This window comes from Sediminibacterium ginsengisoli (assembly GCF_900167075.1).
Lineage (GTDB): Bacteria > Bacteroidota > Bacteroidia > Chitinophagales > Chitinophagaceae > Sediminibacterium > Sediminibacterium ginsengisoli.
Genome location: NZ_FUWH01000005.1, coordinates 112,086 through 139,035, shown reverse-complemented (window position 1 = coordinate 139,035; position 26,950 = coordinate 112,086). Strand labels below are relative to the sequence as shown.

At 41.1% G+C, this 26,950-nt stretch carries 22 protein-coding genes; 19 read left to right on the top strand and 3 right to left on the bottom strand.

Going from position 1 to position 26,950, the window contains the following annotated elements; all coding sequences use genetic code 11:
* The 6 genes from B5D42_RS10445 to B5D42_RS18315 form a co-directional block, all read left to right on the top strand.
* A partial coding sequence (locus tag B5D42_RS10445) for a hypothetical protein (RefSeq protein ID WP_176112970.1) occupies positions 1-1,686 on the top strand: 1,686 nt, incomplete at its 5' end.
* Between the two features lie 22 nt (positions 1,687-1,708).
* The gene (locus B5D42_RS10440; protein WP_139367102.1) at positions 1,709-2,107 is read left to right on the top strand and encodes a hypothetical protein; all 399 of its coding nucleotides are present in this window, start codon (positions 1,709-1,711) and stop codon (positions 2,105-2,107) included.
* A gap of 190 nt (positions 2,108-2,297) precedes the next feature.
* Entirely contained in the window at positions 2,298-6,590 is a 4,293-nt protein-coding gene (locus B5D42_RS10435; protein WP_176112969.1) for a DUF6443 domain-containing protein, read from the top strand.
* Positions 6,591-6,592: 2 nt separating this feature from the next.
* Complete coding sequence (locus B5D42_RS10430; RefSeq protein ID WP_078831450.1) at positions 6,593-7,171, top strand: hypothetical protein; 579 nt, start codon at positions 6,593-6,595, stop codon at positions 7,169-7,171.
* 337 nt (positions 7,172-7,508) lie between these two features.
* Positions 7,509-8,678: an RHS repeat domain-containing protein gene (locus tag B5D42_RS10425; protein ID WP_078831449.1), complete on the top strand. Its 1,170-nt coding sequence runs from the start codon at positions 7,509-7,511 to the stop codon at positions 8,676-8,678.
* A gap of 148 nt (positions 8,679-8,826) precedes the next feature.
* Positions 8,827-9,495: an IS1 family transposase gene (locus B5D42_RS18315; RefSeq protein ID WP_078831448.1), complete on the top strand. Its 669-nt coding sequence runs from the start codon at positions 8,827-8,829 to the stop codon at positions 9,493-9,495.
* 46 nt (positions 9,496-9,541) lie between these two features.
* On the opposite strand, the gene B5D42_RS18310 is transcribed toward B5D42_RS18315, so the two are convergent.
* A complete protein-coding gene (locus B5D42_RS18310; protein WP_078831447.1) occupies positions 9,542-9,733 on the bottom strand; it encodes a DUF2911 domain-containing protein in 192 nt (63 codons plus the stop codon).
* A gap of 477 nt (positions 9,734-10,210) precedes the next feature.
* On the opposite strand from B5D42_RS18310, the gene B5D42_RS10410 reads away from it, so the two are divergent.
* The 13 genes from B5D42_RS10410 (at position 10,211) to B5D42_RS10350 (ending at position 24,912) form a co-directional block, all read left to right on the top strand.
* Entirely contained in the window at positions 10,211-11,551 is a 1,341-nt protein-coding gene (locus B5D42_RS10410) for a tyrosine-type recombinase/integrase (RefSeq protein ID WP_078831445.1), read from the top strand.
* Positions 11,552-11,947: 396 nt separating this feature from the next.
* Positions 11,948-12,265: a helix-turn-helix domain-containing protein gene (locus B5D42_RS10405; RefSeq protein ID WP_078831444.1), complete on the top strand. Its 318-nt coding sequence runs from the start codon at positions 11,948-11,950 to the stop codon at positions 12,263-12,265.
* A gap of 79 nt (positions 12,266-12,344) precedes the next feature.
* Positions 12,345-12,578: a hypothetical protein gene (locus B5D42_RS10400; protein WP_078831443.1), complete on the top strand. Its 234-nt coding sequence runs from the start codon at positions 12,345-12,347 to the stop codon at positions 12,576-12,578.
* Between the two features lie 67 nt (positions 12,579-12,645).
* Entirely contained in the window at positions 12,646-12,969 is a 324-nt protein-coding gene (locus tag B5D42_RS10395) for a DUF6660 family protein (RefSeq protein ID WP_317042008.1), read from the top strand.
* A gap of 252 nt (positions 12,970-13,221) precedes the next feature.
* Positions 13,222-17,598 (top strand): CusA/CzcA family heavy metal efflux RND transporter, encoded by a 4,377-nt coding sequence (locus B5D42_RS10390; RefSeq protein ID WP_078831442.1) that lies wholly within the window; start codon positions 13,222-13,224, stop codon positions 17,596-17,598.
* Between the two features lie 12 nt (positions 17,599-17,610).
* Positions 17,611-18,801, top strand: coding sequence for an efflux RND transporter periplasmic adaptor subunit (locus tag B5D42_RS10385; RefSeq protein ID WP_078831441.1), 1,191 nt, complete (start codon positions 17,611-17,613; stop codon positions 18,799-18,801).
* Positions 18,802-18,833: 32 nt separating this feature from the next.
* A complete protein-coding gene (locus B5D42_RS10380) occupies positions 18,834-19,319 on the top strand; it encodes an MgtC/SapB family protein (RefSeq protein WP_217698811.1) in 486 nt (161 codons plus the stop codon).
* 4 nt (positions 19,320-19,323) lie between these two features.
* Entirely contained in the window at positions 19,324-19,965 is a 642-nt protein-coding gene (locus B5D42_RS10375; RefSeq protein ID WP_078831440.1) for a hypothetical protein, read from the top strand.
* Between the two features lie 15 nt (positions 19,966-19,980).
* The gene (locus B5D42_RS10370) at positions 19,981-20,658 is read left to right on the top strand and encodes a DUF1345 domain-containing protein (protein ID WP_078831439.1); all 678 of its coding nucleotides are present in this window, start codon (positions 19,981-19,983) and stop codon (positions 20,656-20,658) included.
* Between the two features lie 38 nt (positions 20,659-20,696).
* Positions 20,697-21,311 carry a hypothetical protein gene (locus tag B5D42_RS10365; RefSeq protein ID WP_078831438.1) on the top strand — a complete coding sequence of 205 codons (615 nt, stop codon included), beginning with the start codon at positions 20,697-20,699 and terminating at the stop codon, positions 21,309-21,311.
* A 10-nt stretch (positions 21,312-21,321) separates the two neighbouring features.
* Positions 21,322-23,367 (top strand): heavy metal translocating P-type ATPase, encoded by a 2,046-nt coding sequence (locus B5D42_RS10360; RefSeq protein WP_078831437.1) that lies wholly within the window; start codon positions 21,322-21,324, stop codon positions 23,365-23,367.
* Positions 23,368-23,546: 179 nt separating this feature from the next.
* Complete coding sequence (locus B5D42_RS10355; RefSeq protein ID WP_078831436.1) at positions 23,547-24,425, top strand: bestrophin family protein; 879 nt, start codon at positions 23,547-23,549, stop codon at positions 24,423-24,425.
* A gap of 106 nt (positions 24,426-24,531) precedes the next feature.
* Entirely contained in the window at positions 24,532-24,912 is a 381-nt protein-coding gene (locus tag B5D42_RS10350) for a hypothetical protein (RefSeq protein WP_078831435.1), read from the top strand.
* 13 nt (positions 24,913-24,925) lie between these two features.
* On the opposite strand, the gene B5D42_RS10345 is transcribed toward B5D42_RS10350, so the two are convergent.
* Together B5D42_RS10345 and B5D42_RS10340 are read right to left on the bottom strand one after the other, a co-directional pair.
* On the bottom strand, positions 24,926-25,387 hold the full coding sequence (locus B5D42_RS10345) for a JAB domain-containing protein (RefSeq protein WP_078831434.1): 462 nt from the start codon (positions 25,385-25,387) through the stop codon (positions 24,926-24,928).
* Between the two features lie 99 nt (positions 25,388-25,486).
* Positions 25,487-26,884, bottom strand: coding sequence for a hypothetical protein (locus B5D42_RS10340; protein WP_078831433.1), 1,398 nt, complete (start codon positions 26,882-26,884; stop codon positions 25,487-25,489).
* Positions 26,885-26,950: the final 66 nt, after the last annotated feature.

Here is a 26,950-nt window from a genome sequence, read left to right as displayed (position 1 = left end):
ACCGGTAATCTTCGTTGTGTAACCGGCAGTGGTTATAATACCGGTGCACAGGAGAAAGAAGAACATGATAATAACCCATACTCTGCACAAGGTAATCGCTGGGTGAGCAATGGAACGAACACCACTGCCTGTCCCATCACCCCCGACTGGCAGCCGACAGGCACTTACCAGTGTGTATTGGGAACTGGAGGTTTTGCAACCAGCGAACAACAGCAGCAACAGCATGATAATAATCCTTACAGCGGTCTTGGCTATCGTTGGGTAAGTGTTGGTACCAATACCACAGCCTGTCCGCTGGTGCCATCGTATACGAACACCGGTAATACCAGATGTGTGACCAATTCAGGTTATAATACCGGTGTGCAGGAAGTGGAACAGCAGGACGTGAACCCATATACGGCTTACGGTACCCGCTGGGTATACGGCAGTGTTAATTACAGTGCCTGTCCTGTACAGGAAGACTGGGTAAATACAGGCGGATATACCTGTGAACAAGGGTCTGGTAGTTACAGAACAGGCGAACAAACCGTGGAACAGTACGACCAGAACCCTGTAACACGTGCAGGTTACCGCTGGGTAAGCAATGGCACCAATACAAGCGCCTGCCCGGTAACACCAGACTGGACCAATACAAGTAATTACCGTTGTGTAACCGGCAGTGGTTATAATACAGGTCAGCAGGAAAGACAGCAATACGATCAGAATCCTTATAGTGGTCAGGGGTATCGCTGGGTGAATGTGGGTGCCAGCAGCGCCTGTCCTGTAACGCCAGACTGGGCTACTACAGGTAATTACCGTTGCGTAACAGGTAGCGGCTATAATACCGGTCAGCAGGAAGCAGAGCAATACGATATCAATCCTTACAGTGCGCAGGGAACACGTTGGGTAAGCAATGGCACCAATACAAGCGCCTGCCCGGTAACGCCTAACTGGGTCACTACTGGTAATTATCGTTGTGTAACCGGCAGTGGCTATAATACCGGCGGCCAGGAAGCAGAACAGTATGATGCCAATCCATACAGTGCACAAGGAACGCGCTGGGTGAGCAATGGCACGAATACAAGTGCATGTCCCATTACGCCCGACTGGAACAATACAGGCATTGTTCGTTGTGTAACCAGCAGTGGTTATAATACCGGCGAACAGGAACGTGAGCAATCAGATCATAACCCATACAGTGGCTTAGGTACCCGCTGGTTAAGTAATGGCACCAATAATGCAGCCTGCCCGGTAGTGCCGGACTGGGTGAACCAGGGAAGCCCGGTTTGTGAAAAGGTGACCGGTGTGGAAAATACCGGCTACCAGCTTCAGAAACAAACGGACCAGAACCCGGTCACCAACCTCGGCATCCGTTGGGTGAATATTGGCCAGAATCTTACAGCATGCCCATTGATCGTATATGTGCAGCTCAGTTATGAGAACATGTTCGAAACGTTTGATGGCTATGTATATGCGGATGTTAAGCTCAGTTTCTATCACAACAGTGCTATGACGATCCCTGCCTATGGAAATGGCTTAACCATCAATTACGAAATTTCAGAGAATTGCAATTCTACCACTGAGCAAATAGAAGGCGATGGAGAATATATGTATTTGCAGAGAATGGCGCTGCTGGTTTCACCAGCCTGGTCTTGCCCTGTTGATTACTGGCTACTGACGGGAGATGGTTATTATATCGTGTATTAAAAGCTACAAAAAACAGAAGAAGATGAAAAATAAAAATATACTGCGCACATTATTGATTTGCTCACTGCTGATAGCAGGAGTCAATGTTCATGCACAGCTGCAACCGCCTGCCAACCTTGAAGCACAACGTGCACAGGCAATGAAGGTAATGCAGGAAAAACTTTCGCTGACCGATAAGCAGGTGGAGGATATCCAACAGTTGACAAAACAGTACGAAGGGAAAATGAAAAGCATCACAACCACGGATGCAGCCAGTCGCCGCCAGCAGCTGGAACAGAACCAGCAAGCTTACCGTAATGGTCTGCAGCAGCTGTTGTCTAAGACCCAGTGGGAGCAGTACCTGCTGATCGAAAAACAGCGCCGGGAGCAGAATATGCAACAGCGCAATGCCACCATGAAGATCCAGAAGCCGATTCAATAACGTATAGCCCGTTTAAGATATGTTTACTCAACAAACCTTCTCCCGTTCCAGCCACCGTATAGCCTTCCAATGGGGACACTCCAGTCTCCGCATAGCCTTCCAACGGGGACACTCCAGTCTCCGCATAGTCTCCCGAAGGGGAAACTCCTGTCTCCGCATAGTCTCCCGAAGGGGACTATGCGGACTAGCCATGCTACTGCTTGGCACCTTATTGCATGCCCAGAGCAACAAACCCAACAGCGGCAGTGTATTACCCACAGTAACACCTGTAACAGCTCCCGGATCTTATGATGCAGCGCTGCGTGTTAACTATGTACGCACACTGGATGCAACAGCGCCGGTGAGCGATGTGGCCAAATTCCGCAAAGCGGGATCGGACAGTGTAAAACAACAGACCCAATATGCCGATGGCCTTGGCCGCCCGCTGCAAACGGTGATCAGGCAGGGTAGTCCTTTGCTTAAGGATATCGTTAACCCCGTTGTGTACGATAACCTGGGCCAGGAGCGTTACCAGTATCTGCCGTATGTATCATCAGGATCGGACGGATCTTTTAAAACAGATCCTTTCGCGGCACAGGCCTCGTTCTTAGCCACACAATACCCGGGTGAGTCCGTGTATTACGCAGAGACGCGTTATGAAGCATCGCCGCTCGCACGGGTTGAAAAAACACTTGCGGCTGGTAACAGCTGGGCCGGCAGTGACCGTGGCGTATCGGTAAGCCTGGGCAAGGCCGGCGCAGCAGATAGTCTTTACAGGATCGAGTCTTTCCCTACCGGCGATATTTACAAAACACAAACCACGGATGAACATGGCAAAGCTGTGATCGAATACAAAGATGCCGAAGGTCATGTTGTGCTGAAAAAAGTCCAGCTGTGGGATACGCCGGGTGCAGGCTTCAGCGGCTGGCTGACTACACATTATATCTATGACATATTCGGGATGCTGAAGTATGTACTTCCACCCAAAGCAGTGGAACTGTATTTAAGTGGTGCACTATCTCTGTCTGCTGCCCGCACATCCGATCTGAGTTTTATTTACAACTACGACGGCCGCCAGCGCCTGACCGGCAAAAGGATCCCGGGAGCCGGCTGGACCTACCTGGTGTACGATAAGCGCGACCGCCTGGTGTACAGCCAGGACACAAAACTGCGCGATGGCGGCAACCGCTGGCTTGTTACACTGTATGATGACCAGAACCGCGTGGTATCTACAGGTATTACAGTCATCAACAAGGAGCGCGATTCCTTACAGGCAGTGACCGACCGCCAGTTCCTGGCCGCAGTACCCACTACCTTAACCATCAGCTTCGGCGGCGCACTGAGTTCGGTGAGTCTTCCGTTTACCTACAATCCCTTGCCGTCGGGTGTGAGTTATACAGCGCTGACGATGAATTTTTACGATGATTACAGCTTCACTTCAAAGAGCTACAGTACAACGGATAACGGCAAGCTGGATGATGGCGGTAACGCTTATGCAGAAAGCCTGCCATCGGCTGCCAGCCTGCAGACCCTTGGTATGCCAACAGGCAGCCGGGTAAGGATCCTCGCCGATCCTGATAACCTGTCATCCGGCGGCTGGCTGGAAACGGTGAGTTACTATGATGAAAAAGGCAGGATGGTACAGACCCAATCGGACAATTACAAAGGGGGACTGGACATCACCACCATGCGCTACGACTTCAGCGGCAAAGTACTCACCACTTACCAGCTGCACAATAACCCTGCAGCCAGCGAACAGGTACGCAGCAAGACCAATATGCTGTACGACCGTAATGGCCGTGTACTGGAAATAAAGCGCACACTGAATGATGATGCGAATACAACCCGTTACCTGGCACGCAACAGTTATGATGAGCTGGGCCAGCTGAAAGAAAAGAAATTAGGTCAGAAAGGCGCGGGCAATACCACAGAACTCGAGTTGCAGGATTACAGCTACAATATCCGCGGCTGGTTAAAGGGAGTGAACAATGCTTACAGCCAGGGTACAGGTAACCGCTGGTTCGGTATGGAGCTGAACTACGATTATGGTTATGATCATAACCAGTACAACGGTAATATCGCCGGAATGCAGTGGCGCAGCGCGGGTGATGGCGAACGCCGCAGTTATGGCTATGGTTACGATAATGCCAACAGGCTGTTATACGGCGACTTCAATCAATATACCAGCAGTAACTGGGATCAGACAGCGGGTCTTAACTTCAGCATGAAAATGGGGGATGGTATACATGCGGACTCAGCCTACGATGCCAACGGCAATATCCTGGCCATGACACAGAACGGCTGGAAGGGAACTGTAAGCGGACAGATCGATAAACTGAGTTATGATTATTTTAGTAACAGCAACAAGCTCAAAAGTGTATTTGACGCCTCCAATGATCCGAATACAAAGCTGGGTGACTTCCGTACCAGTGCCACCAGTGCCAATGCAGCAGCAACGGATGCACAAATGAAGACGGACTATGCATACGATGATAACGGTAACCTGAGCCAGGATAAGAACAAGGATATCAGCAGCATCGTGTACAATCACCTGAACCTGCCTTATGAGGTAACGGTAACCGGTAAGGGAACGATCCGTTATATTTATGATGCCCTGGGCAATAAGCTGGAAAAGCAGACCGTAGAAACAGCACCATCTTCCATTACCACCAAAACAGCCTATCTGGGAGCCTATGTATACCGCAATGACACGTTGCAGTTCTTAAGTCATGAAGAGGGCAGGATACGCAAAGTGAATGGAGCATTTGTGTACGATTATTTTGTAAAAGATTATTTAGGTAATACCCGGATGGTGCTCACCGAAGAACAGCAGCAGGATACTTATCCTGCTGCAACGTTCGAATATGGGGCAACTGCCACAGAAGGAAATTATTATGCTATTAATACCGGCCTGATTGCAGATAATCCTGTCGGATTGCCTGTTTACCAGAACAACAATGGTAATCCTCCGACAAATCCCAACCCGGCTAGTTCGCCAACGGCCAACAGTCTGAAGATGTATAAACTGAACGGTCATAGTGGTGATAAATCAGGTCTTGGTATTACAGTGAAGGTAATGAGTGGTGATAATGTTATGATCTATGGCAAAAGCTTCTGGCGCACCATTGGCAGTAATCCAACAAATAGTTATAACCTGGCTGCAACAGATTTGTTAACCTTGCTGGCTGGAACGCCTGTAATCACGGGTGCCAATAAAGTAACAGCTGGCTCACTGACCGGATCAACGAGCATCACTAATGGTGTAAGCGACTGGATGAGTAATGCACCGGCAACCGGTACAGCACCTAAAGCCTACATCAACTGGATACTATTCGATGAACAGTTTAAGCCGGTAGCCAATAGTAGTGGTTTTGATGCGGTCAGCAGCAGTACGGATGATCTCAAGTCTCATGCGCATAATGTAAACATTACTAAAAACGGTTATCTTTATGTGTATGCGAGTAATGAGAGTGATGTTGATGTGTTTTTTGATAATCTCCAGCTGATCCATAATCACGGACCATTGTTGGAGGAGACACATTATTATCCATTTGGTTTAACGATGGCGGGAATTTCCTCTAAAGCGGCTGGGAAGTTTGATAATAAATACAGGTACAACGGCAAGGAATTACAGGAGAAGGAGTTTAGTGATGGTAATGGATTAGAGTTGTATGATTATGGGGCGAGGATGATGGATCCTCAAATTGGGAGATGGCATAGCATAGACCCACATGCAACTAGCTATGTAAATTGGACTCCTTACAACTATGCTTTTAACAATTCCATAGTTTATGTAGATCCTGATGGAAAAGATGGTAGAATTACACACAAGCAAGGAAAGGGAACCAAAGAAAACCCCAATGAAATTCTTATTGAAGCAGATTATTACTATAATAAGAATTCATTAACTCAAGAACAGGTTGAAGGACTTCAAGCTGCAGCTGATGAGTACAATAATTCATCCGGTACAAGTGGGGATTCGAAAAATGGTACCTATACGGTAATTAAATTCAAAATAAATGTAAAGGGGTTTGATACTGACGAACAAATAGACGACGCAATTGAAGAAACAAGATTTTTTAACAAAGATGGATATAAGTCCAGATATGGAAATAAGGTTACAGTCTCTGAAGGTGAAATAGGAGAGGAAAAGAGCACATTAGGAGAAGATAATGGCAAAAATGTCAATTTGTATGGAAATGTGGTATCATTTGTATCTAAAAAGCATAATTATAGTGCTAAAAATCTTTCCAAATATGTGTTTATGCATGAGATTGGTCATAATTTAGGGGCAGAGCACTCCGATCCAAGCCCAATGTCAGCTGAGGCAGTATTTATTGCATTTATGAGGCCTGGTTGCCTTGGAGGTGCTGGATGTATTGAAAAATGGGATGTAAACAGTGACTCTAAAAATTTCGATAAAAAATTGCCAGCTACCATCGTAGATAGAGCTAATGCAAGTACAAAAGGCAGAAAATATTTAAAATATCCAGAAGAGCAATAATTATGAAAAAATCAATTATCACTTTATCTATAATCTTGCTGTCATTTTATGTAAGGGCACAAGAACATATTACGATTGATACAGTTAATAGGTTTGTATATTTAGTTTCGGTTTCAGAAAAAAAGATTTTTAAGGATAAAACATTTGCATATCCTGGGAATAAGACATTCCAAATATCTTCTCCAGTACAATTGTCTAAAAGTGATGTTCTTTTAAGGGTGAAGAAAAAGCTTGATGTAAAAAAGATAAATGATACGGCATTTATTGATAAAAGTTTTTTATACTTAGATGATTTAGTTAATCCAAACGAGATTAAAATAAAGGAGCAATTGAGACCAGTCTATGAATCAGCAGTTACATTTAAAAAGTCATCAATAAAAAACCATCGCGAAAAACTTGGATCGAAGGATTACTTAGTGTCAATAAAGTTAATTACTGGCAGTTGGTGGCATTTAAAATTGCCAAAAGAAATTTTGTATAAAATTACAGGCAGTAATACCGCTCAATATTTTGACCAGAATTCGAATAAATTAGCAGACTTATTTATAGTTAAAGAACTTTTGGCTTCCGAATATCTATGATTTGGTCGTGTATCAAATTATCTGGTTTTTCTCATATGCCTTATTATATTGAATTCAAAGAGCCTTCGGGCTCTTTTTTTATGCCTGTTTTTTGTGAAAAATGAATGATCTTGAAACAAAATTCAATCATGATAAGTACCTCCTTGTACTTCGTGTATCAAATTATCTGGTGAAATGAAATGCAGGTTTTGCCACCACAACTGAAGGCAATTACTATGCGATCAATACCGGTGCTATAGTAGACAACCCTGCCGGCTTACCTGCCTATCAGAACAATAATGGTAATCCGCCGGTAAACCCGAATCCGACGAGTACGCCGACTGCAACGAGCCAGAAGATGTACAAGCTAAATGGTAATAGTGGAGACAAAACCGGTCTTGGTATTACTGTGAAGGTTATGAGTGGCGATAATGTCATGATCTATGGCAAGAGCTTCTGGCATACCAATGGCAGCAGCCCTACGAATAGCTATACGTTAGCTGCAACAGACCTGTTGACATTGTTAGCAGGAACCCCTTTGATCACCGGTGCCAACAAAGTAACAGCCGGTTCACTGACAGGATCAACCAGTATCACCAACGGTGTAAGCAATTGGTTAAACAATGCGCCTGCAACAGGAACTGCCCCGAAAGCATATCTGAACTGGATATTATTCGATGAACAATTTAAGCCTGTCAGTGCCAGCAGCGGCTTTGATGCAATCAGCAGCAGCACAGATGATCTGAAGTCTCATGCTAAAAACGTAGACATTACAAAAAACGGTTATCTTTATGTGTACGCGAGTAATGAGAGTGATGTGGATGTGTTCTTTGATAACTTACAGCTGATCCATAACCACGGGCCACTATTGGAAGAAACGCATTACTATCCTTTTGGGTTAACGATGGCGGGGATTAGTAGTAAGGCGAGCGGGAAGTTGGAGAATAGGTTTAAGTATAATGGTAATAAATTGGAAAGCGGTGAGTTCTCTGATGGTTCAGGGTTAGAAATGTACGATTTTAATGCTCGAACATATGACCAGCAGATAGGAAGATTTATGCAGATCGATCCATTGGCTGATGAGGAAGATCAGGAAACACATACTCCGTATCATTTTGGATTTAATAATCCTGTTTTACATAGTGATCCAGATGGGAAAAATCCTATATGGGGTGCTTATCGAGCTATAATGCTTTATGCTAAAATAATCGAGTGGGTTTCAGGACAGGCAGCTCCAGCAGCGGTTGCAATCCCTACGGTTTTAAAGGATGCGACATTGGTTGCACGATCAGCCGTACCTTTAGATGTTAAAAGGGAAGTAGATAAGGCTAATAGTCAAGCGAAAACCGAAAATAAATCATCGTCTGATCTGGAAAAAGCTCAAGAGCGAGCTAATAAGCTTAGTGAAAAAGAAAGGCCGAGTCTGCCAATGACAAAAGCAGGTAAGAAAGCCGCAAAAGAAGTGAATAAAGCAAAAAATGAGGGTAAAATGCGATGTGAGAATTGGGTAATGTTCCCAATTATCTGATTTTAATAACAAGTCTGTAAATGCTCGATTTTAAAGAAGCCTCGTGCTCCTTTTTTAATGAAAAAAAACAATAATATTCCTTCTATAACACAGGACTATTATTGCAAAAGGCAATTTCAACTATTCATGTTCTCAATTATCTGATCCGATGAACTGTAAATTTTGTAATGCAACCTGCCGGAAAGCCGGGAAGCAAAATAATGGTGTTCAGAAATATCAGTGCAGAGATTGCAAAAAATACCAACAGTTAACATACAAATATTTTGCCTGTACATCTATCACAATGGAATTGCTACCCAAACTGGTTTGCGAAAGCGTTGGTATAAGAGGCATGGCCAGGATACTGAAAATAGGGGCCGGAACAGTGATCCGTAAATTGAAATATATCGCCGGCAATCTGGTAAAACCATCCGTTTCGCCAGATTGTAAGGAAGTCGAGCTGGATGAGATAAGAACTTATATCGGCAAAAAAGAAAACATGTGCTGGATCGCATATGCGATCTGCAGCAGAACCAAAACACCACTGGACTTTATAATTGGTCGTAGAACAAAACAGTCCTTAAGCATTCTCGTATATTCGCTTTTGTCGGCACAGGTCGAAAAAATAAAAACCGATAACCTGAACATTTACCGTGCACTGATACCCCGGCACATGCATATCAGTAATGCATACAACATCAATCACATAGAAAGATGTAATCTAAATTTAAGAACGCACCTCAAAAGGTTAAGCCGGCGAACCATCTGTTTCAGCAGAAGCGCGGAAATGTTATCAGCATGTCTCAGTATCTACTTCTGGTTTCCCGCTTCAATATAAAAGCCGCAGCAAGTTTATCTTACTGCGGCTAACATTTTTTGTGATATCAGATTACTACTGCACAGTAACCGCAACCTTCATCTCCCCATGACAACGTCACTTCTCCGGCTTTGCTGATGGTATAGGTGAGTCTTTCAACAGATGCTGCTGTTTTCCCCGCCTTTGCCGGAACGCGCAATGCATCCTGATCCTGGGCATAGGAGAATGCTCCCCACTGTTTGGCTGCTGTATTAAAAATGAATGTCCATGGCTCACCAACGGCTCAGTTGGGTGATGAGCCGATGAAACCCAAGCCTATCAGGGAAAAGAAAAATACAAACTTTTCTTCCTTTATCGAATTACTAAATTGTATGCCTGAACACAATATCCCCCAAGTTTTGCGCTTGATCCATGATCCTCCGATCCTGGGTACGATAAATCTTTGCGAAAGGCTTAAAACAAAAAGCCTCAGCATTTCTGCTAAGGCTTTCTCTGTGGGAGCACACGGGTTCGAACCGCGGACCCTCTGCTTGTAAGAAAGCCTTGTAGGTTTGTAAAGCTTTACCATACATATAATTACTTTAACTATAAAGAGTTGATAATCATTTTTATAGAGATTATTTTTGATTATTTATTTAAGCAGTATTACTGATTTACCATCCTTATCGTTTGCAATTGGTTTGCATATGAAAGGGTTGTGTGGGGTTGATTTTGTGAAAATTTAAAATGGTTAATCATGTCAGTCACTTATGTAATTCGTCTAGATGAGCGAAAAATTAAGCTCGATCAGACCTACCCAGTTAAACTTTGGGTAACTTTTCAAAGAAGGGCACTTTCTTACACAACAAAAATTAGTCTCAGTAAAGCGGATTATTCGAAGCTAAGTGCTTCCAATCTTCGTAATGAACTAAAAGAAGTTCGTGACAAAATTCATAAGCTGGAAATGGATTTAGACGAGTACATTAGGGAATTAGGAGAATTTAGCTTTGAGATTTTCGAGATGAATTTTGTTTCCCGGAACTCTCTATTGATATATCGGAGTGCCAAAAAATCTACTCCTGCTCAACTCCCACAACACTTTGATTTTCAGCCTTTCGAGAAAAAATTCCGCATATTGAAAGAAGATGGTGCAAAAAAGGACAACTTGCTTGGCGGTTATGTTACTTACGTTTCTGAATTACTTCAAGCACAAAGCCCGAAAACAGCAGATCTGTATCAGACTGCTTATTATTCGCTATTTAGTTTTAAGGGAAATCTTCGGTTGGCTTCCATCACTAAGCAATATTTAAAGGAATATGATGCATGGATGCGTAATAAGCAACTGAGTCGGACTACAATAGGGATGTACTTAAGAACCTTGCGAAAAATATTTAACAATGCTATCGATAATGGTATTTTTTCCAAAAAAGACTATCCATTTGGTCGAAATAAGTATATCATTCCCTCCGGACGAAACGTTAAAAAAGCATTGGATAAATCCCTTTTAGCTGGGATCTATTATTATAATCCGGTTTCAGAAAGAGAATGGTTTGCAAGGGACACTTGGTTGTTTCTCTATTTTGGGAATGGAATGAACCCAAAAGATATGGCATTGCTTAAATACAAAAATATAGATGATGGCTTTCTTGTTTTTGACAGGTCAAAGATTGAAACAACAGCGAAGGAACAATCAAAACCAGTTTCAGTTTTTATAACAGAAGAGATTTCTAATATTATTAATCGCTGGGGTAATAGAAAGATTTCAAATGAGACATATATTTTTCCCGTTTTAAAGGATGGGATGAATTCATTAGAACAAATGACTGCTATCCAGTATTTTGTTAAAGCAACCAATTATTGGATGAAGGATATATTTTCTAATCTTGGCTATAATAAGAAAAGTACAACTGTGGTTGCGAGGCATTCTTTTTCTACCCATATGCTTCATAATGGAGCCTCCAAGGAGCTAATACAAGAATCTTTAGGGCATTTGAATATTAAAACCACAGAAAATTATCTTGGCAGTTTTGAAAAGCCCGTAGTGAGGGAGTTCGCAGAAAAAATGATGTCATTTAAAAGGGATCATAATTCTGAATGAAAAAATTAACAGATTTACAAGGTTGCTATTGTTGTAGCAACCTTGTAAATTTTGTAAAATCGTAATCGGAATTTGTGCGTAATGATTAATGTGAGGTTATGAATAGGAAAATATGTTTGTATTCAGGCGTGATCGTGTCTATTGTGATCTGTGAAATAGCCAGTTATATAAGAATTGCCAGAAAGATTAAATTACTGTCCCAATTTAATCCTTGCTTGGGTTGCGCATTTCTTATCAAATATTTTCTCTCAAAGTCTACCTTGTCTCACTTTTTGCCTCCTTTGATTTATTATGAAGATTACAAATTAAGGTGAGTTTTTACTGCCCACTAACTACGTATTATTAGTAAATCAGTTATTGTCATCTGTACAATTTGCTTTTTAAAATCAATTTTATATGAACACATTATTTATTCCTACTGAGGAAGATTTTAAGCGCTGGATTAAGGAAGCCGTTGATGAAGCTTTGGGAAATCATAATGTAAAGGGTAATATGGTAAGCTCAGAACCTGAAGAAGCTCTTCTTACCAGAAAAGAAGTGGCTGCTATGTTTCGTGTATCAATTGTAACCCTGCATACTTGGATGAATTTAGGATTGCCCTGTCATAAGCAACAGGGTAGAGTTTATTTTCTCAGGTCAGAGATAATAGACTATTTAAAAGGGAAGGAAAGAAAGGGCATTGGTATAATTGAGGTTGATGTTTCAAAAGTCTAATGAAATTCATTGTAAATTGGTCGACTACAGAAATGATCATTGGGTATGATTTTTATATTAATTCCCCAAACGAATACCTATGGATGGAATAAAGCTTGATAAATGGCGGGCATCTTTTGCAGAGGAGGCAAAGGCATTACAAGTAAATTATGATTCACTTTTCTTATTAAAGGATTTCACGGATACATATAATTTAATGGTTGATCAAAGTAACCATACTCTCTATTTAAGATTTGACGCTGACCTGCCTGCCGAAATTCAGGATCGTCTTGAAAAACTGTTGCTTTTAACAAAACCTGAAGATTCAATTTAGGTTAAATGCAACCACATTGTGATTTTTTGTCATTGATGGTAAAATAAACATACTATTTTTGCATCTGATGCGAAGTATAGCGTTCATACTTGCCTTTCTTGTTTTACTACTCAGTATATTACCATGTGCTGATACTGGTATGACTGTGAAAACAAATAAGGCTAAATCTGAACAAGTTTCGGCATCCAAGCATAAGGACAACAAATCAGATGATGATTTATGTCCTCCATTTTGTCATTGTGGATGTTGTGCTAGTGTTTCAATCAAAACGAATTTTTTAGCAGTTGAAGCTCGTCCTGCTTTTTACGGTAATAATGCTCCTTATTATTTACCTGGCTCTATTTCCGCCATTTCTTTGCCTATCTGGCAACCTCCCCAATTATTAGGATAATTCCTTAGGATTACTGTGCCCATTGCACAGCAAATTATCTTTTATTACTATCCAAACATTGTGGTTATGGCTACCTCAAAGCCGCCTAACCGCAAGCGTAAAATCAACAATGAGATTAAGGATCCTGTTAAACCAGCAGGAATGAGGATGATAATATACTTTACCATTTTTCTGGTCTCTTGCATTTTATTACTTGCTACGGCGGGGTTGTTGTTAAAATTCTATCACATGATTTCAAATCATAAATAGGTCATGTTAAATAAAATCATTGATTTTTCGATTAAGAATAAATTAGTCATTGGCATTTTCACTTTTGCCTTGATTATTTGGGGAGTGATGTCTCTGAACAAACTCCCAATTGATGCTGTACCTGATATCACTAATAACCAGGTGCAGATTATTACGGTGAGCCCATCATTGGCAGCTCAGGAGGTTGAACAGCTAATATCATATCCAGTTGAACAAACCATGTCTCTGATCCCGGAAATTCAAGAGGTTCGTTCAATTTCACGTTTTGGTCTTTCCGTGGTGACTGTTATATTCCATGATGACGCCGATATATATTGGGCGCGTCAACAAGTTGCTGAAAGATTGCCGGAAGCTAGAAGTAAAATACCTGATGGCACCGGTGAGCCTGAAATGTCCCCAATCTCAACGGGATTAGGAGAAATTTACCAGTACGTATTGCACCCCAAAAAGGGCTACGAGAATAAATTTAATGCAAGTGATTTACGTACTATACAGGATTGGTATGTAAGAAGGCAATTGCTGGGAACGCCGGGAATTGCTGAAGTAAACAGTTTTGGTGGTTTTCTAAAGCAATATGAAATCGCTTTAAACATCAATCAGACCCGGAGTTACAATATTTCTGTTGCAGACATTTTTACTGCACTGGAAAAGAATAATCAAAATACCGGAGGCTCCTATATTGATAAGAAACCCAATGCCTACTTTATCAGAAGTGAAGGTTTGATTACCAGCTTGGGTGATATTGAGCGTATTGTTGTGAAAAAGACGGCAACTGGTTTCCCTATCACTATTCGTGATATCGCGACTGTAAATTTTGGTGCTGCCAACCGCTATGGAGCATTAACCCGTAATGATAAAGAAGCTGTGGGCGGAATCGTTATGATGTTAAAAGGCAGCAATTCCAGCGATGTTGTCAAGAGAGTGAAAGAAAAAGTAACCCAGATACAGAAATCATTACCTGAAGGAGTTGTGCTTGAAGCATTTCTGGATCGAAGTGAATTTGTGGGACGGGCAATTGACACCGTTAAGAAAAATCTGATTGAGGGTGCTTTGATTGTAATATTTGTTTTGGTGGTATTTCTCGGAAATATTCGCTCAGGGCTGATTGTTGCATCTGTGATCCCTTTAGCAATGCTTTTTGCTATTTCATTGATGAACCTCTTTGGTGTCTCGGGCAACCTTATGAGTCTTGGTGCTATTGATTTTGGCCTCATTGTGGATGGTGCGGTAATTATTGTTGAAGCGACCATGCATCACCTAGCAAGCAGGAGGGAAGGGAAGATCAATCAAGCTGAAATGGATCATGAAGTTGGAACATCAGCCAAAAAAATGATGAATTCAGCAGCCTTTGGACAGATAATTATTTTCATTGTTTATATGCCGATTCTTGCATTGGTGGGAATTGAAGGGAAAATGTTCCGCCCTATGGCTCAAACGGTTTCGTTTGCAATCTTGGGAGCATTCCTGCTTTCACTGACCTATGTTCCAATGATGAGTTCCCTGTTGCTGAGTAAAAAAATCAGCCATAAGCGCAATCTTTCAGATCGAATGATGGATGCGATTCATCGGTTTTATACACCGATCCTCAAGGGTGCATTACGTATTAAGAAAATAGTTGTGTTGGTCGCTGTTTCTCTTATGGTCATTTCCTTTTTTGTTTTCTCCAAGTTAGGTGGTGAGTTTTTGCCTCAATTAGAAGAAGGGGATTTAGCTGTAGAAACAAGGTTGTTAACTGGAAGTTCTCTTAATCAAACGATTGACAAGATTACTCAAGCATCCAATATATTGACCAAAGAGTTTCCTGAAGTAAAAGAGGTAATTGGCAAAATTGGAGCTTCCGAGATTCCTACAGATCCGATGCCTATTGAAGCGGGAGACATCACAATAATATTAAAACCTAAAAAGGAATGGGTAAGTGCTAAGACGCGTGAAGAACTTTCTGAGAAAATGAAAACATCCTTGGAGAAAATACCCGGTGTTAGTTTTGGATTCTCGCAACCTATCCAATTACGTTTCAATGAACTAATTTCTGGTGTGCGTCAGGATGTCGGTATCAAAATATTTGGTGAGGATATGCAGGTGTTAGCTGAGTTGGCTAAGAAGATTGGAAATATTGTTCCGACTGTGAAAGGTGCAGAAGATTTGTATGTTGAACAGGTGGGAGGGTTGCCTCAAATTTCCATTAAGCTGAATCGAGATAAAATTGCTCAGTTTGGCCTTAACGTATCTGATATTAACCAGGTTGTTAATGCCGCTTTTGCAGGAGGTAAAGCCGGAACTGTATTTGAAGGTGAAAAGCGATTTGATCTGGTCGTAAGACTTCAGCAGGCTGAGCGCCAAAGTATTGAGGACGTAAGGAGATTATTTGTTACTGCAGCCGATGGAAGTCAGGTGCCGCTTGAACAAGTGGCAGATATTAATTTAGTACTTGGGCCTAATCAAGTGCAACGTGAACAAGCACAACGCCGAATTATTGTAGGATTTAATGTTCGCGGTAGGGATATCGCTTCAGTGGTTGAAGAGATGCAATCTAAGATCGATCAGAAAATAAAAATGCCGTCAGGTTATTTTATTACTTACGGCGGTCAATTTAAGAACCTGGAGGAGGCCAACAAGCGCTTATCTATTGCTGTTCCTGTTGCATTGGGCCTGATTCTGCTGCTCTTATATTTTGCATTTGGATCCTTTAAATATTCACTGCTCATATTTACGGCTATACCTATGTCTGCGATCGGTGGTGTATTTGCATTGCTTGTTCGTGGCATGCCATTTAGTATTTCCGCCGGGGTCGGTTTTATTGCCTTGTTTGGTGTTGCTGTACTAAATGGAATTGTACTTATCTCAGAGTTTAACAGACTAAAAAAATCAGGTTTGACTAACGTAAATGATATCATAATAGAAGGTACAGGGGTACGGTTACGACCGGTATTGATGACTGCAGCTGTGGCATCCTTAGGATTTCTGCCAATGGCACTGTCATCTGGTGCTGGTGGAGAGGTTCAGAAACCACTGGCTACAGTAGTTATCGGAGGACTATTAACAGCAACCCTGCTTACACTAATTGTATTGCCAGTTTTATATACTTTTTTTGAACGCTTTGGTAACAAGAAAAGAACAAAAAAGGCAACGTCCGCGGCAGTGATGTTGATCATTTTCCTTGTTGGTTCTGGAGTAGCTCAAGCGCAAACATCGGCAGCATCAACAAATGGACGGATCAATTTGCAATCAGCAATCAATGCTTCTTTAAACGCCAATCCTAATGTAAGAGTGGGCAACCTGGGGGTTGATTATCAACAGGCACTCCGAGGTGCAGCCAAGGACATCGGTAAAACTAATATTACTTTGATGTTTGGCCAGTACAACAGTCTCGTAGCTTATGACAATAACATAACAGCTACACAGAATATACCGAACCCGGTGTATATGAAGCGTTTAACTGAGCTCAGTGATGCATCGATCGATGCAAGTCGTTTGCAAGTTGGGATTTATCGAAGCCAGGTTTCTTACCAGGTTAAGAGCCTTTACTACAGATTGATTTATCGAAATGAACTTAGAAAGCTCAATGATACACTGGTAAGTCTTTATCAACGTGTTCTTAAAGCTGCTGACGCAAGGTTCTCAGCCGGTGAAACAAACATCCTGGAAAAATACAATGCCAATACGCAGTTGCAGGAAGCCATTGCTCAAAGCAGCCAATTGGACGAGCAGATCAAGACGGATATTAAACAGCTAAGTAATTTCACTTTTGATTCAAGCATCAATGGAATAGCAGATACTGTTTTGGTTGAAAAGTCTTTATCCCTATCCCTGGATTCAAGTATGTTAAGCAACAATCCGGAACTGTTGGCTCTTCGGTCCCAGATTGCGGTTGCAGGAAAGGAGATTAGTGTTGAGAAAAGCAAACTACTTCCGGATTTTAATGTGGGATATTTTAACCAGTCACTGGTTGGAACATACGATGTTAACGGTTCTCCTAAATATTATGGTGCGGGAAGGCGTTTTCAGGGAATAGAAGCAGGGATCAGTATTCCACTTTTTTCACGACCACAAAAGGCGCGGATACGTGCTGCTGAAATTAACCAGCAGAGACGTGAGGCGGAGGTACAAGCTTTTTATTTTGGGCTCTCGCAGAGAGGTACATTATTGTTATCTGAACTGCGAAGGATAGCTATACAGCTTAACTATTACCGTAATACAGCTTTACCTCAGGCTCAGGTGCTTATTCGTAGCTCTCAACGTGCTTTTGAGGCAGGAGAATTGGATTACTACCAATTGTCCCAATCTCTTAACAACGGGAATGGTGTTCGCCGTCAGTTCATTGAATTATTAAACCAATACAACCAGTCAGCTATTGAGCTGGAATTAATTACAGGACTATAAAATTTAATTAAAATGCGTAAGATATTTTATGTATTACCTCTGGCATTATCGCTTATTTTAACTGCCTGTTCTTCTGAAAAGGAGGAAACTTCTGAAGCTAAAGTGGAAGAACATAACCCTGATCTGGTGGAGTTTACAGATGAGCAGTTTCAGACTGTAGGAGTAAAGTTTGGCAATGTCAGCACAACCAACCTCAGTAACTATATTAAGGCTTCCGGAACGATTGATGTACCTCCTCAGGATTTCGTTAGTATAACCGCGCCTTATGGTGGAATAATCAGAAGTACGAATGTAATTGAGGGGAAGTATGTAACTAAGGGACAGGAAATTGCGACGCTTGAAAATCCGGAATTTGTGCAGGTTCAGCAAGATTATATGGAAACCAGCAGTCAGATTACATTTCTGCAACAGGATCTATCACGCCAGGAAGACCTGGTTAAAGAAAATATTGCAGCCCGCAAATCACTTCAAAGGGCAACCAGTGAATATAACTCAATGAATGCTAGGCTTGAAGGATTAAAGGCCAAGTTGAGAATTATGAATATCAACCCGGCAAGTGTCAAGGCTGGTAATTTTACTTCGGTTACTAAAATCCATGCACCAACCAGTGGTTATATTACCCATGTTTTCTCAAACGTTGGAAAATTTGTAGGTTCGAATGAGCTTCTGGCTGATATGGCAAATACCCGGAACATTATGATCCGCGTGAAGGTTTTTGAGAAAGATTTGCCTAATTTAAAGATTGGTCAAAAGGTACGTTTCAGGGCAACTGGAGATAGTGTAGAGCGTATTGCCAGGGTTTTTCTCATTGGAAAGGATATAGATACAGATCGAACAGTTGAGGTTCATGCAAAAATAGAAGCACTCACTCCCAATATGTTGCCTGGGATGTTTATTAATGCAATAGTAGAAATAGGTACATCCTCAACCCCAGCTTTGCCGCAGGAGGCAGTAGTTCCTTCCGGCGGTAAGCATTATATCTTTTTAGAATCAGCCCCGGATGAAAATGATGTGAAGAAAACGGCAACGAGTGGAGAAAAGCATCATTCGTTTGTCAGAGTGGAAGTAGGTACCGGTGTAACTGAAAACGGCTTTACTGCTGTAATTCTTCCGGAAAAATTTGATTTCAAAAGCAAGGTCGTAATAAAGGGAGCGTATGATTTGCTTTCAAAAATGAATAATTCAGAAGAGGAAGGTCATTAAATCACACCTGTAACCAATTAAATATCCATACAATGAAAACAATAGACATGGCTTTTGAGCTTATCATTATTGTGAAACTTCTGGTAGCCTTTCTGCTGGGTTCATTTATTGGGTATGACAGGGAAAAACATGGGGCAGATGCAGGTATTCGTACTTATGCAGCGGTCTGTGTAGGCGCTACGTTGTTTACTGCAATCGCGAACCATATTATCAATGATCCGGCAGCTGTTTCCAGGATCATCGCCAATATTATAACTGGGGTTGGATTTCTTGGAGCAGGAATAATCTATCAGAACCATGCGTCTAAAACATCTCATGGTTTAACGACTGCAGCAACCCTCTGGTGCACAAGCGCCGTGGGGGTTGCTGTTGGTTTGAATATGTTTATCATCGCTGTTGCCGGTGCCTGTGCATTGTATTTTCTGTTGTCTCTCCATCATCAGCGTTGGTATGTCAAATGGAAGAAGGGGATTGCTGAAAAACCAACTTCGAAAAACGATTCAGATATAACAAATTAGAAAAATGGATATGCAGGATATTATATTCAAGAAGCAGGTAGTTCATGGGATATTTCATTATATCCACGTTAGTCCTTTTTCAAAAACTGAAGAAATAACCCAGTCAAAGGCCCAGGAAATTTTGTATAAACAGAAGTTGCATGCTTTTTTAGGTCTCGGAGAATTCTTAACGGAAAACCTGAACAAGTATATTTTGATTCGTAAAAGTCCATCGCTGTTGGATGTGCCTTTTCTAAAGGCATCTATAACCACTGATTGGAAGTACTTGCTACTTTCCAGTGATAAGAACGGTCTTGGTGTGGATCATGGTTTCATGAGCGCGCATGAATTCATTGGTGGCATAAGTCAGTTATTTGGACTAGAATCTTTACTGTCTTTGTGCGACCTACCCGAAGACACATTCGGGGACAATTATTCTTATGTCACTGTCTTTGGGTTAGCAGGTAATACATTGCAGCATTTGGAGGCATTACTCCAGTCAAACAAGCAACCTGAACTTTCTAAGTTTTTAATGCCAAACGAGGTTTTCTATCACATGAAAATTGGTAAAAGCAACTGGGCGCATGACTCGCTGTTAGTCAAAAGTAGAGAAGATATTGAGGGGAAGTTGTCTGCTTATTTTAACATCATAAACCCTAATAACTGAGAAGTTCACAAAATCATGAAGAAGGTCAAACATAGCATACTAAAACATACGAGTGGTCTTACCAAGTTGCTGATATCTGTGACAATATCTCTTGTATTTTCCTTTCTTTTGAAATCATTTGATATTGAAAATAAGTGCAGGATCATCCTTAGTTGGGATGTTTTTTGTTTACTGATGATGGCTTTTAGCTGGACGCTGTTTTTTGCCACCAACGAAAGGGAATTATGTGATGTTGTAGCAGTTCAGGATGAAGGTCTAAAAATGATTTTTACCATTGTTTTAGTCGCCCTCTGTGTTAGCGTGTTTGCGGCAGTTCTGCTTCTGACGAACCAGGCTGAATCAAACATGGGTAAATTTGGTTACCTAGCCTTAAGACTTTCGCCTGTTTTGTTTTCATGGCTATTGTTGCATACCATTTTTACTATTCGTTATGCACATTTGTACCATGATCATAATTCACTTGCAACAGGCAGTAATGTGGGTGGAATTACGTTTCCTTCCAAGTCGCAGCCAGATTATGTGGACTTTGCCTATTTTTCATTTGTTATTGGTATGACATTCCAGGTTTCTGATGTTCAGGTGAATTCCCGCGCAATCCGGCGTTTTGTTTTGATGCATAGTTTGCTGTCATTTCTGTTTAATACAATCATAGTTGCCTTAACAATAAATGCTCTGGCAGGTATGAATAATTGATTGCTGTATGACGACTGAACCGAAAACTATTTCTATTTATGTACAGTATTGTTTTAGGTAGTTTATTGATAAGTATTCTTCACGCCCTAATTCCCAGTCACTGGGTTCCAATTATTGCTATTGCTAAACGAGATTACTGGAGCACTGCAAAGACGACTAAAGTGACATTTTATGCGGCATTGGCGCATTGCCTTAGTACGGTATTGATCGGATTGTTTGTTGGTATGATAGGAAAGTCAATGGCTCAGCGGATCAGTACTTTTTCTCATTATGCTGCACCTGTAATCTTTATCATTTTAGGGTGTGTGTTTATTTATCGCCATCATAGGCATAGTCACTTTAAGCTTTCAGACATACCACAGAAAGTTTATTCTAAGAAGCGTATTGTGTTTATACTGCTTTTGGCAATGTTTTTTTCGCCGTGTATTGAAATTGAAGCTTATTTCCTGATGGCAGGAACGCAATCGGTATGGCTCGTGCTTATAATAGCCGTTGTGTATGTCGTGTCTACTGTAATAGGAATGACGTTGCTTGTTACACAAGCCTATAACAAACTATTGAAACTTAACCGGCATAAACTTGAACATAATGCTGGGATAATTACGGGTGTGACACTTATTTTATCTGGGATATTGTCGTTTTTTATTTTTTAAAACTTATACTATGACAAAAGATTTTTCCACTAATGAAGACGATCTGAATAAAGAGGAGCTTCCACAGGCGGCTGTAAAAAACATGTCAGAGATCCCCAGGGCGAAAGGGCAGGAACATAATGAAGATGATGGGCATGATCATGAAGGGCATAGTAGTGACGATGGACATGATCATGGAGGTAAAGAAAGGACAGGCTGGAAGTCGCATTGGGATTTGTTATTGTCTCTGGGGATCCTGACAATTATGTTGGTTTTAAAGTATGCATTTCAGTATGAACCTACCAAATGGGTTGATTTTGCTATTAATCTTGTTGCATACGTACTGGCGGGTTGGCGCGTGTTGGATATGGCATGGCGCAAAGCAAAGAGAGCAGATTTTTTCAATGAGTTCTTTTTGATGTCTGTTGCTACCATTGGTGCTTTTTTTATCGGATCTTATAGTGAGGGTGTTGCTGTAATGGTGTTTTATTGTATCGGTGAATGGTTTCAGGATGTAGCCGTTGCCAATGCCAAAAAAAGTATTAAAGCATTGCTGGATGTTCGCCCGGATAAGGTTACTGTCATTCGTAACGGGAATGCCGTGGAGGAGAAACCCGAAAAGGTTGAAATCGGTGAAACGATCCAGGCGAAGCCGGGTGAAAAAGTTGCATTGGATGGTGAACTTTTATCTGAAAGTGCATCATTTAATACCGCTGCATTAACTGGGGAAAGTAAGCCGGACACTAAGTACAAGGGTGAAGCCGCATTGGCTGGGATGATCAATCTGAATAGTGTCTCGGAAATTAAGGTGACAGCATTATTCAAGGACAGTAAATTAAGTCGCATTCTTGAACTGGTTCAGGATGCCACTGCTCGTAAATCGCAGACCCAGTTGTTTATTTCCAGGTTTGCCAAGGTTTACACACCTATTGTCTTTGTGTTGGCGCTTGGGCTTTGTCTCGTTCCTTATTTTTTTGTGGACAACTATGATTTTCAGACCTGGCTTTACCGGGCATTGGTATTCCTGGTAATCAGTTGTCCGTGTGCGCTAGTGGTTTCTATTCCGCTTGGCTATTTTGGTGGAATTGGTCTTGCATCCAGACAAGGTATCCTGTTTAAGGGTGGCAATTTCTTAGACGTCATGACTAAGGTCAATACGATTGTGATGGATAAAACCGGGACACTTACTAAAGGTGTATTCAAAGTACAGAAGGTTCAACCGCAAGATAGGTCAGAAGATGAACTGGTAAAGCTAGCGGCAGCAATTGAAGCCAATTCAACACATCCGGTAGCTAAAGCAATCACAGATTATGCCAAGGAGAAGGGCGAGGTAGGCAAGGCCACGGATGTTGAAGAAATAGCCGGTCACGGGTTAAAAGGTAAAGTTGATGGAAAGGAACTATTGGCGGGTAATGTGAAACTACTTAAGAAATTTAATATCAGCTATCCGGCCGAAATTGAAAAAGTTACAGATACCATTGTTACAATTGGCGTTGATGGTAAATATGCCGGTTACATTACCATAGCGGATGAGATTAAGGAAGATGCTGCAGCTGCCATTAAGGCCATGCATGCGCTGAATATAAAAACGGTGATGCTTTCTGGTGATAAGCAGGCTGTAGTAGATAATGTTGCAAAGCAAATCGGTATAGACGAAGCCTATGGCGATCTTCTGCCGGAAGATAAGGTTTCAAAAGTACAGGCATTAAAAGATCAGGGCAGGAGCATAGCATTTGCTGGTGATGGTGTTAATGATGCACCAGTAGTGGCATTGGCAGATGCTGGTATTGCCATGGGAGGATTGGGTAGTGATGCAACTATTGAAACTGCAGATGTGGTGATTCAGAATGACCAGCCCATGCGGATGGTTGTTGCTGTCAAAGTTGGCAAAATAACCAGGAAGATCGTCTGGCAGAACATTATTCTGGCAATGACCGTAAAAGCGATTGTACTGATCCTGGGAGCCGGAGGAGTTGCAACCTTGTGGGAAGCCGTTATTGCTGATGTAGGCGTTTCATTGGTTGCGATCCTTAACGCTGTAAGGATACAAAGGATAAAATTTGAAGATGCAGTTTAATTTCGATTTGGGTGATCAGGAAGAATGCGGGCTAACCACCCGCATTTCCTTTAAGTTCAGACAGTGTAAATTGGTAATGATAAAAGGTTAATTATCAATGTACAATCAGTTTTTTTTGACATGTTTCTTATAAAGATTAAATTAATACGTAAATAAATTTTTGATTTTAATGACGCTATATGCTTTTAAATAGAAGAATTTCCCTTTTTTATTTTTTACGGCAAATTAAATTTCAAATACTCTTACTGTTAGCCTTTGCTGTTGTGATTGGCTTGTTCGATCTGCATCCTGCTGTTAAACAAATTTCATTGCCGCTGGCCATTCCAGCATTGTTAGGAACTGCGGTTTCCCTGTTACTGGCATTTAGAACCTCACAATCTTATGAGCGTTGGTGGGAAGCAAGGATTGTCTGGGGTGGAATTGTCAATGATTCACGTACATTCATCAGAGAGGTAATTACTTTTCTGCCAGGCCAACCGGATATTGCCAGGGCTTTTGCTGAACGGCAGATCATTTGGAACTATGCTTTAGGGGAGTCATTAAGACGTGTTCCATTTTCTGAAAAAGTGCAAGAATATCTGAGGCAAAATGGGATCGAATCCATCAATATCCCTAATGCCTTGCTTGATCTTCATGCGAAACAGCTGAGTGAGCTGGTTCAAACTGGTCAGCTTTCTGAATTCAGGCAAATGCAGCTTGATGATACGATTGCACGTCTTTGTGATAGTATGGGCAAATGCGAGCGTATCAAAAATACTGTGTTCCCCAAATCCTATAGCTTGCTGTTACATACGATGATCTACATCTTTGCGGCCATTTTACCCTTTGGGTTAGATGATTCCCAATTGGTTGTTGAGATGCTGCTAAGTTTTCTGATTCCTGCCATGTTTATCGCTATTGAAAAGACTGCAATTATTATGCAGGACCCATTTGAGAATGGCCCAGTGGATACGCCGATGACTGCATTGGCGCAAACTATTGAGATCAATATTCTTCAGATGATCGGCGAGAAGAATGTGCAGCCCAGAAAGGTAAGTGAGTTTTATTATGAAATGTAATTGATTTCGTTTTTGTCCCTGAATACTTGTTTGATGCTATTCTAAGATCAATGGTTGAAATCTTTGTTTTCTTTTAGCACAAAAAGAATCAAATAAAAAAAGAACGATGAGCCTCCAATATTATAAAGATATTAAAAGTGCTGAGTCTAAGGCCTTACGAGTACTAATATTGTCATTAAGTATAGTGATACTTTCGTTCCTGGTGATTTTTGGTAACGATTACATAGATACTGTACAAGAGTACAGGATTATCTATTCAGCATTTATTGGCGGATGGATATCCTTAAGCGTTTCTATATTCAATGCAAACAGGGTGTTTAAAAATGCCGTTGAAGCAGAGCTTCACAGCGATCAGAAGGATATGTTGCTGATCATTATTCTATCCTGCAGGAGGTATTTGAAAAAACAGGTGATCTGGTTTAACGTTGGCGTATCCTTTTTTGGTATCTGGCTTCTTTTGTTCCTGACGTTGGGGATGTATAAATAAAAATTGTCCCGTTTTAAAGATATCCCTCTTCAGCGAACGACGTATAGCCTTCCGCAGTAATGATGAGGTGATCCAATACTTTAATGTCGAGCACTTCACCGGCTTTTCTGATTTTTTCTGTTACATATTTATCTCTGTCACTGGGGTTTAGATTTCCACTTGGATGGTTGTGTGCTAAAATTATGGCTGATGCATTTATTTTAAGCGCTGCGGTAAAAAGCAATCGTGGGTCGATAACTGTTCCGGTAGTTCCTCCGGTCGAAAGATGATAAATGCCTAATACCCTGTTGCTATAATTTAATAGTAGTGCAATAGCCTGTTCCTGTAATTCAATTTTTCCCATATCCCAATTTTCCAGCAAGAATTCATAGACCATCTTTGAACCATTCATTTTTGGTCTTTTGGAAGCATGAATAACTGATTTATAAATTAATTCTACCTGGCTTGCTTTTGTCCATTCTTGTACTTTTTCCATTATCTATTATTAAAATGATAAGGGGCCAATAGCAGTCCCTCTAAAGCGAGACGGGGACTGCTATTGGCCTAATACATACTCAAATAGCTGGAAGATATCTTACTTTATGAATCTTCTGCTGGCCCTGATGAAATTATAGATCATGTAAGATGACCAGATACGCATGGTCAGGTCAATTACGACAAAGGAAAGTCCTGATTCTGTCTTGCGGAACGGGTTGATGGTTTCAAAATAATAGTTAATCCCGTCTTTGAATCCCTGCCAGTTGGGTTGGGTTGAAAACTGCAGGTTGGGGAAGTAGTTATTATAAACCAGTATGGAAAAGAGAATAAAATGCACTGTAAATAGCCAGATTATTGGTTTTATGACGCTTTGGCCATAATCGCTTGTCCACCTGCTTAGTTTCAGGATCATTTTGGTCCAACGGCTTTTTGACCAAAGCAGTGATTTGTCATAGGCTTCCATTTCGAGGGCGTGGAAATGCTGTTCATTGACAACATCTCCTTGTTTTGCCATGGCATATTTCAGCTGGCGATAGATCTCGCGTTGTTTGCCATAATAAGAGATGACATCGTTATGTGTTCTGAGCCGTGCTGTTTTAAACAGTTGTAGAAACCCTGGTTTCTCAATGTCCTTTATTTTGGTTTCAGTATCCGAGATGTGTTTCTGAAAATAATCAAATGCGCCTATGGATTTGCTCCAGGTCACATTGGTAAAGGAGCAATCAATGATACGGGAATCACCGATGTATAGGTGTGAAAAGGAACTAAAGTCAATGTCATTAAACTCTGCTCTGCCCAGGTAGCTGTCTGAAATAATAAACTCAGTTTCGACATTGGGATTTAGTGCATTAATATCCGTTAATCGTAAAATCCCATCGTTCCTATATTCATCGATATTGAGTTTTTTGACAAATAGGTTCTCTATATAATAATTCATTTTTTTTGAACTACCTGTCAGATTAAAATTATCTGCTACCAATGATTGTAAGCGCATTTCACCTTCTGTAAATTCATTCAGATCGCTAAGGCTAACCTGGTTAAGTTTATGCACCCCTTCGTATTCCATGATCATACTGCGGAAAGTGAGCCCTTTGATCATAAAGTCATTGCATTCCCGGATCTTAAAATAACAATCTCCGTATTCTGCATCAATCGAAACAAACGTTGTCTTGAACTTACAGTTGATTACGCCAAATGACTTCTTGCAATTTACTTCATTCCCAATAGCAAAATCTTTATCAAAAAAACAATCATGGAATCCCAGGTCATGTTCGAAAGTGGCTTTTCTTATCATCACTTTCTCCAGGAAGATGCAATTGTGAAAAAATATTTCTGTGTTATGAGATTGCGTCAAATCAAACTCTTCCCTGATTATCTTATAGGAAATTTTTCTTTTTGCCCCAGGCTGTAGGGCAATCGAAAGAAGATTATAGAGATTGTTTACGATCTCATATTTTGCAAGTTCTTTTTCTGGTAATGAATCAAGGTAACTCATGGGCAAGTCAGAATGGTATATTATAAATTTATTATATTTTTTCTGTTTCTTAAATCTTCCTGAAAA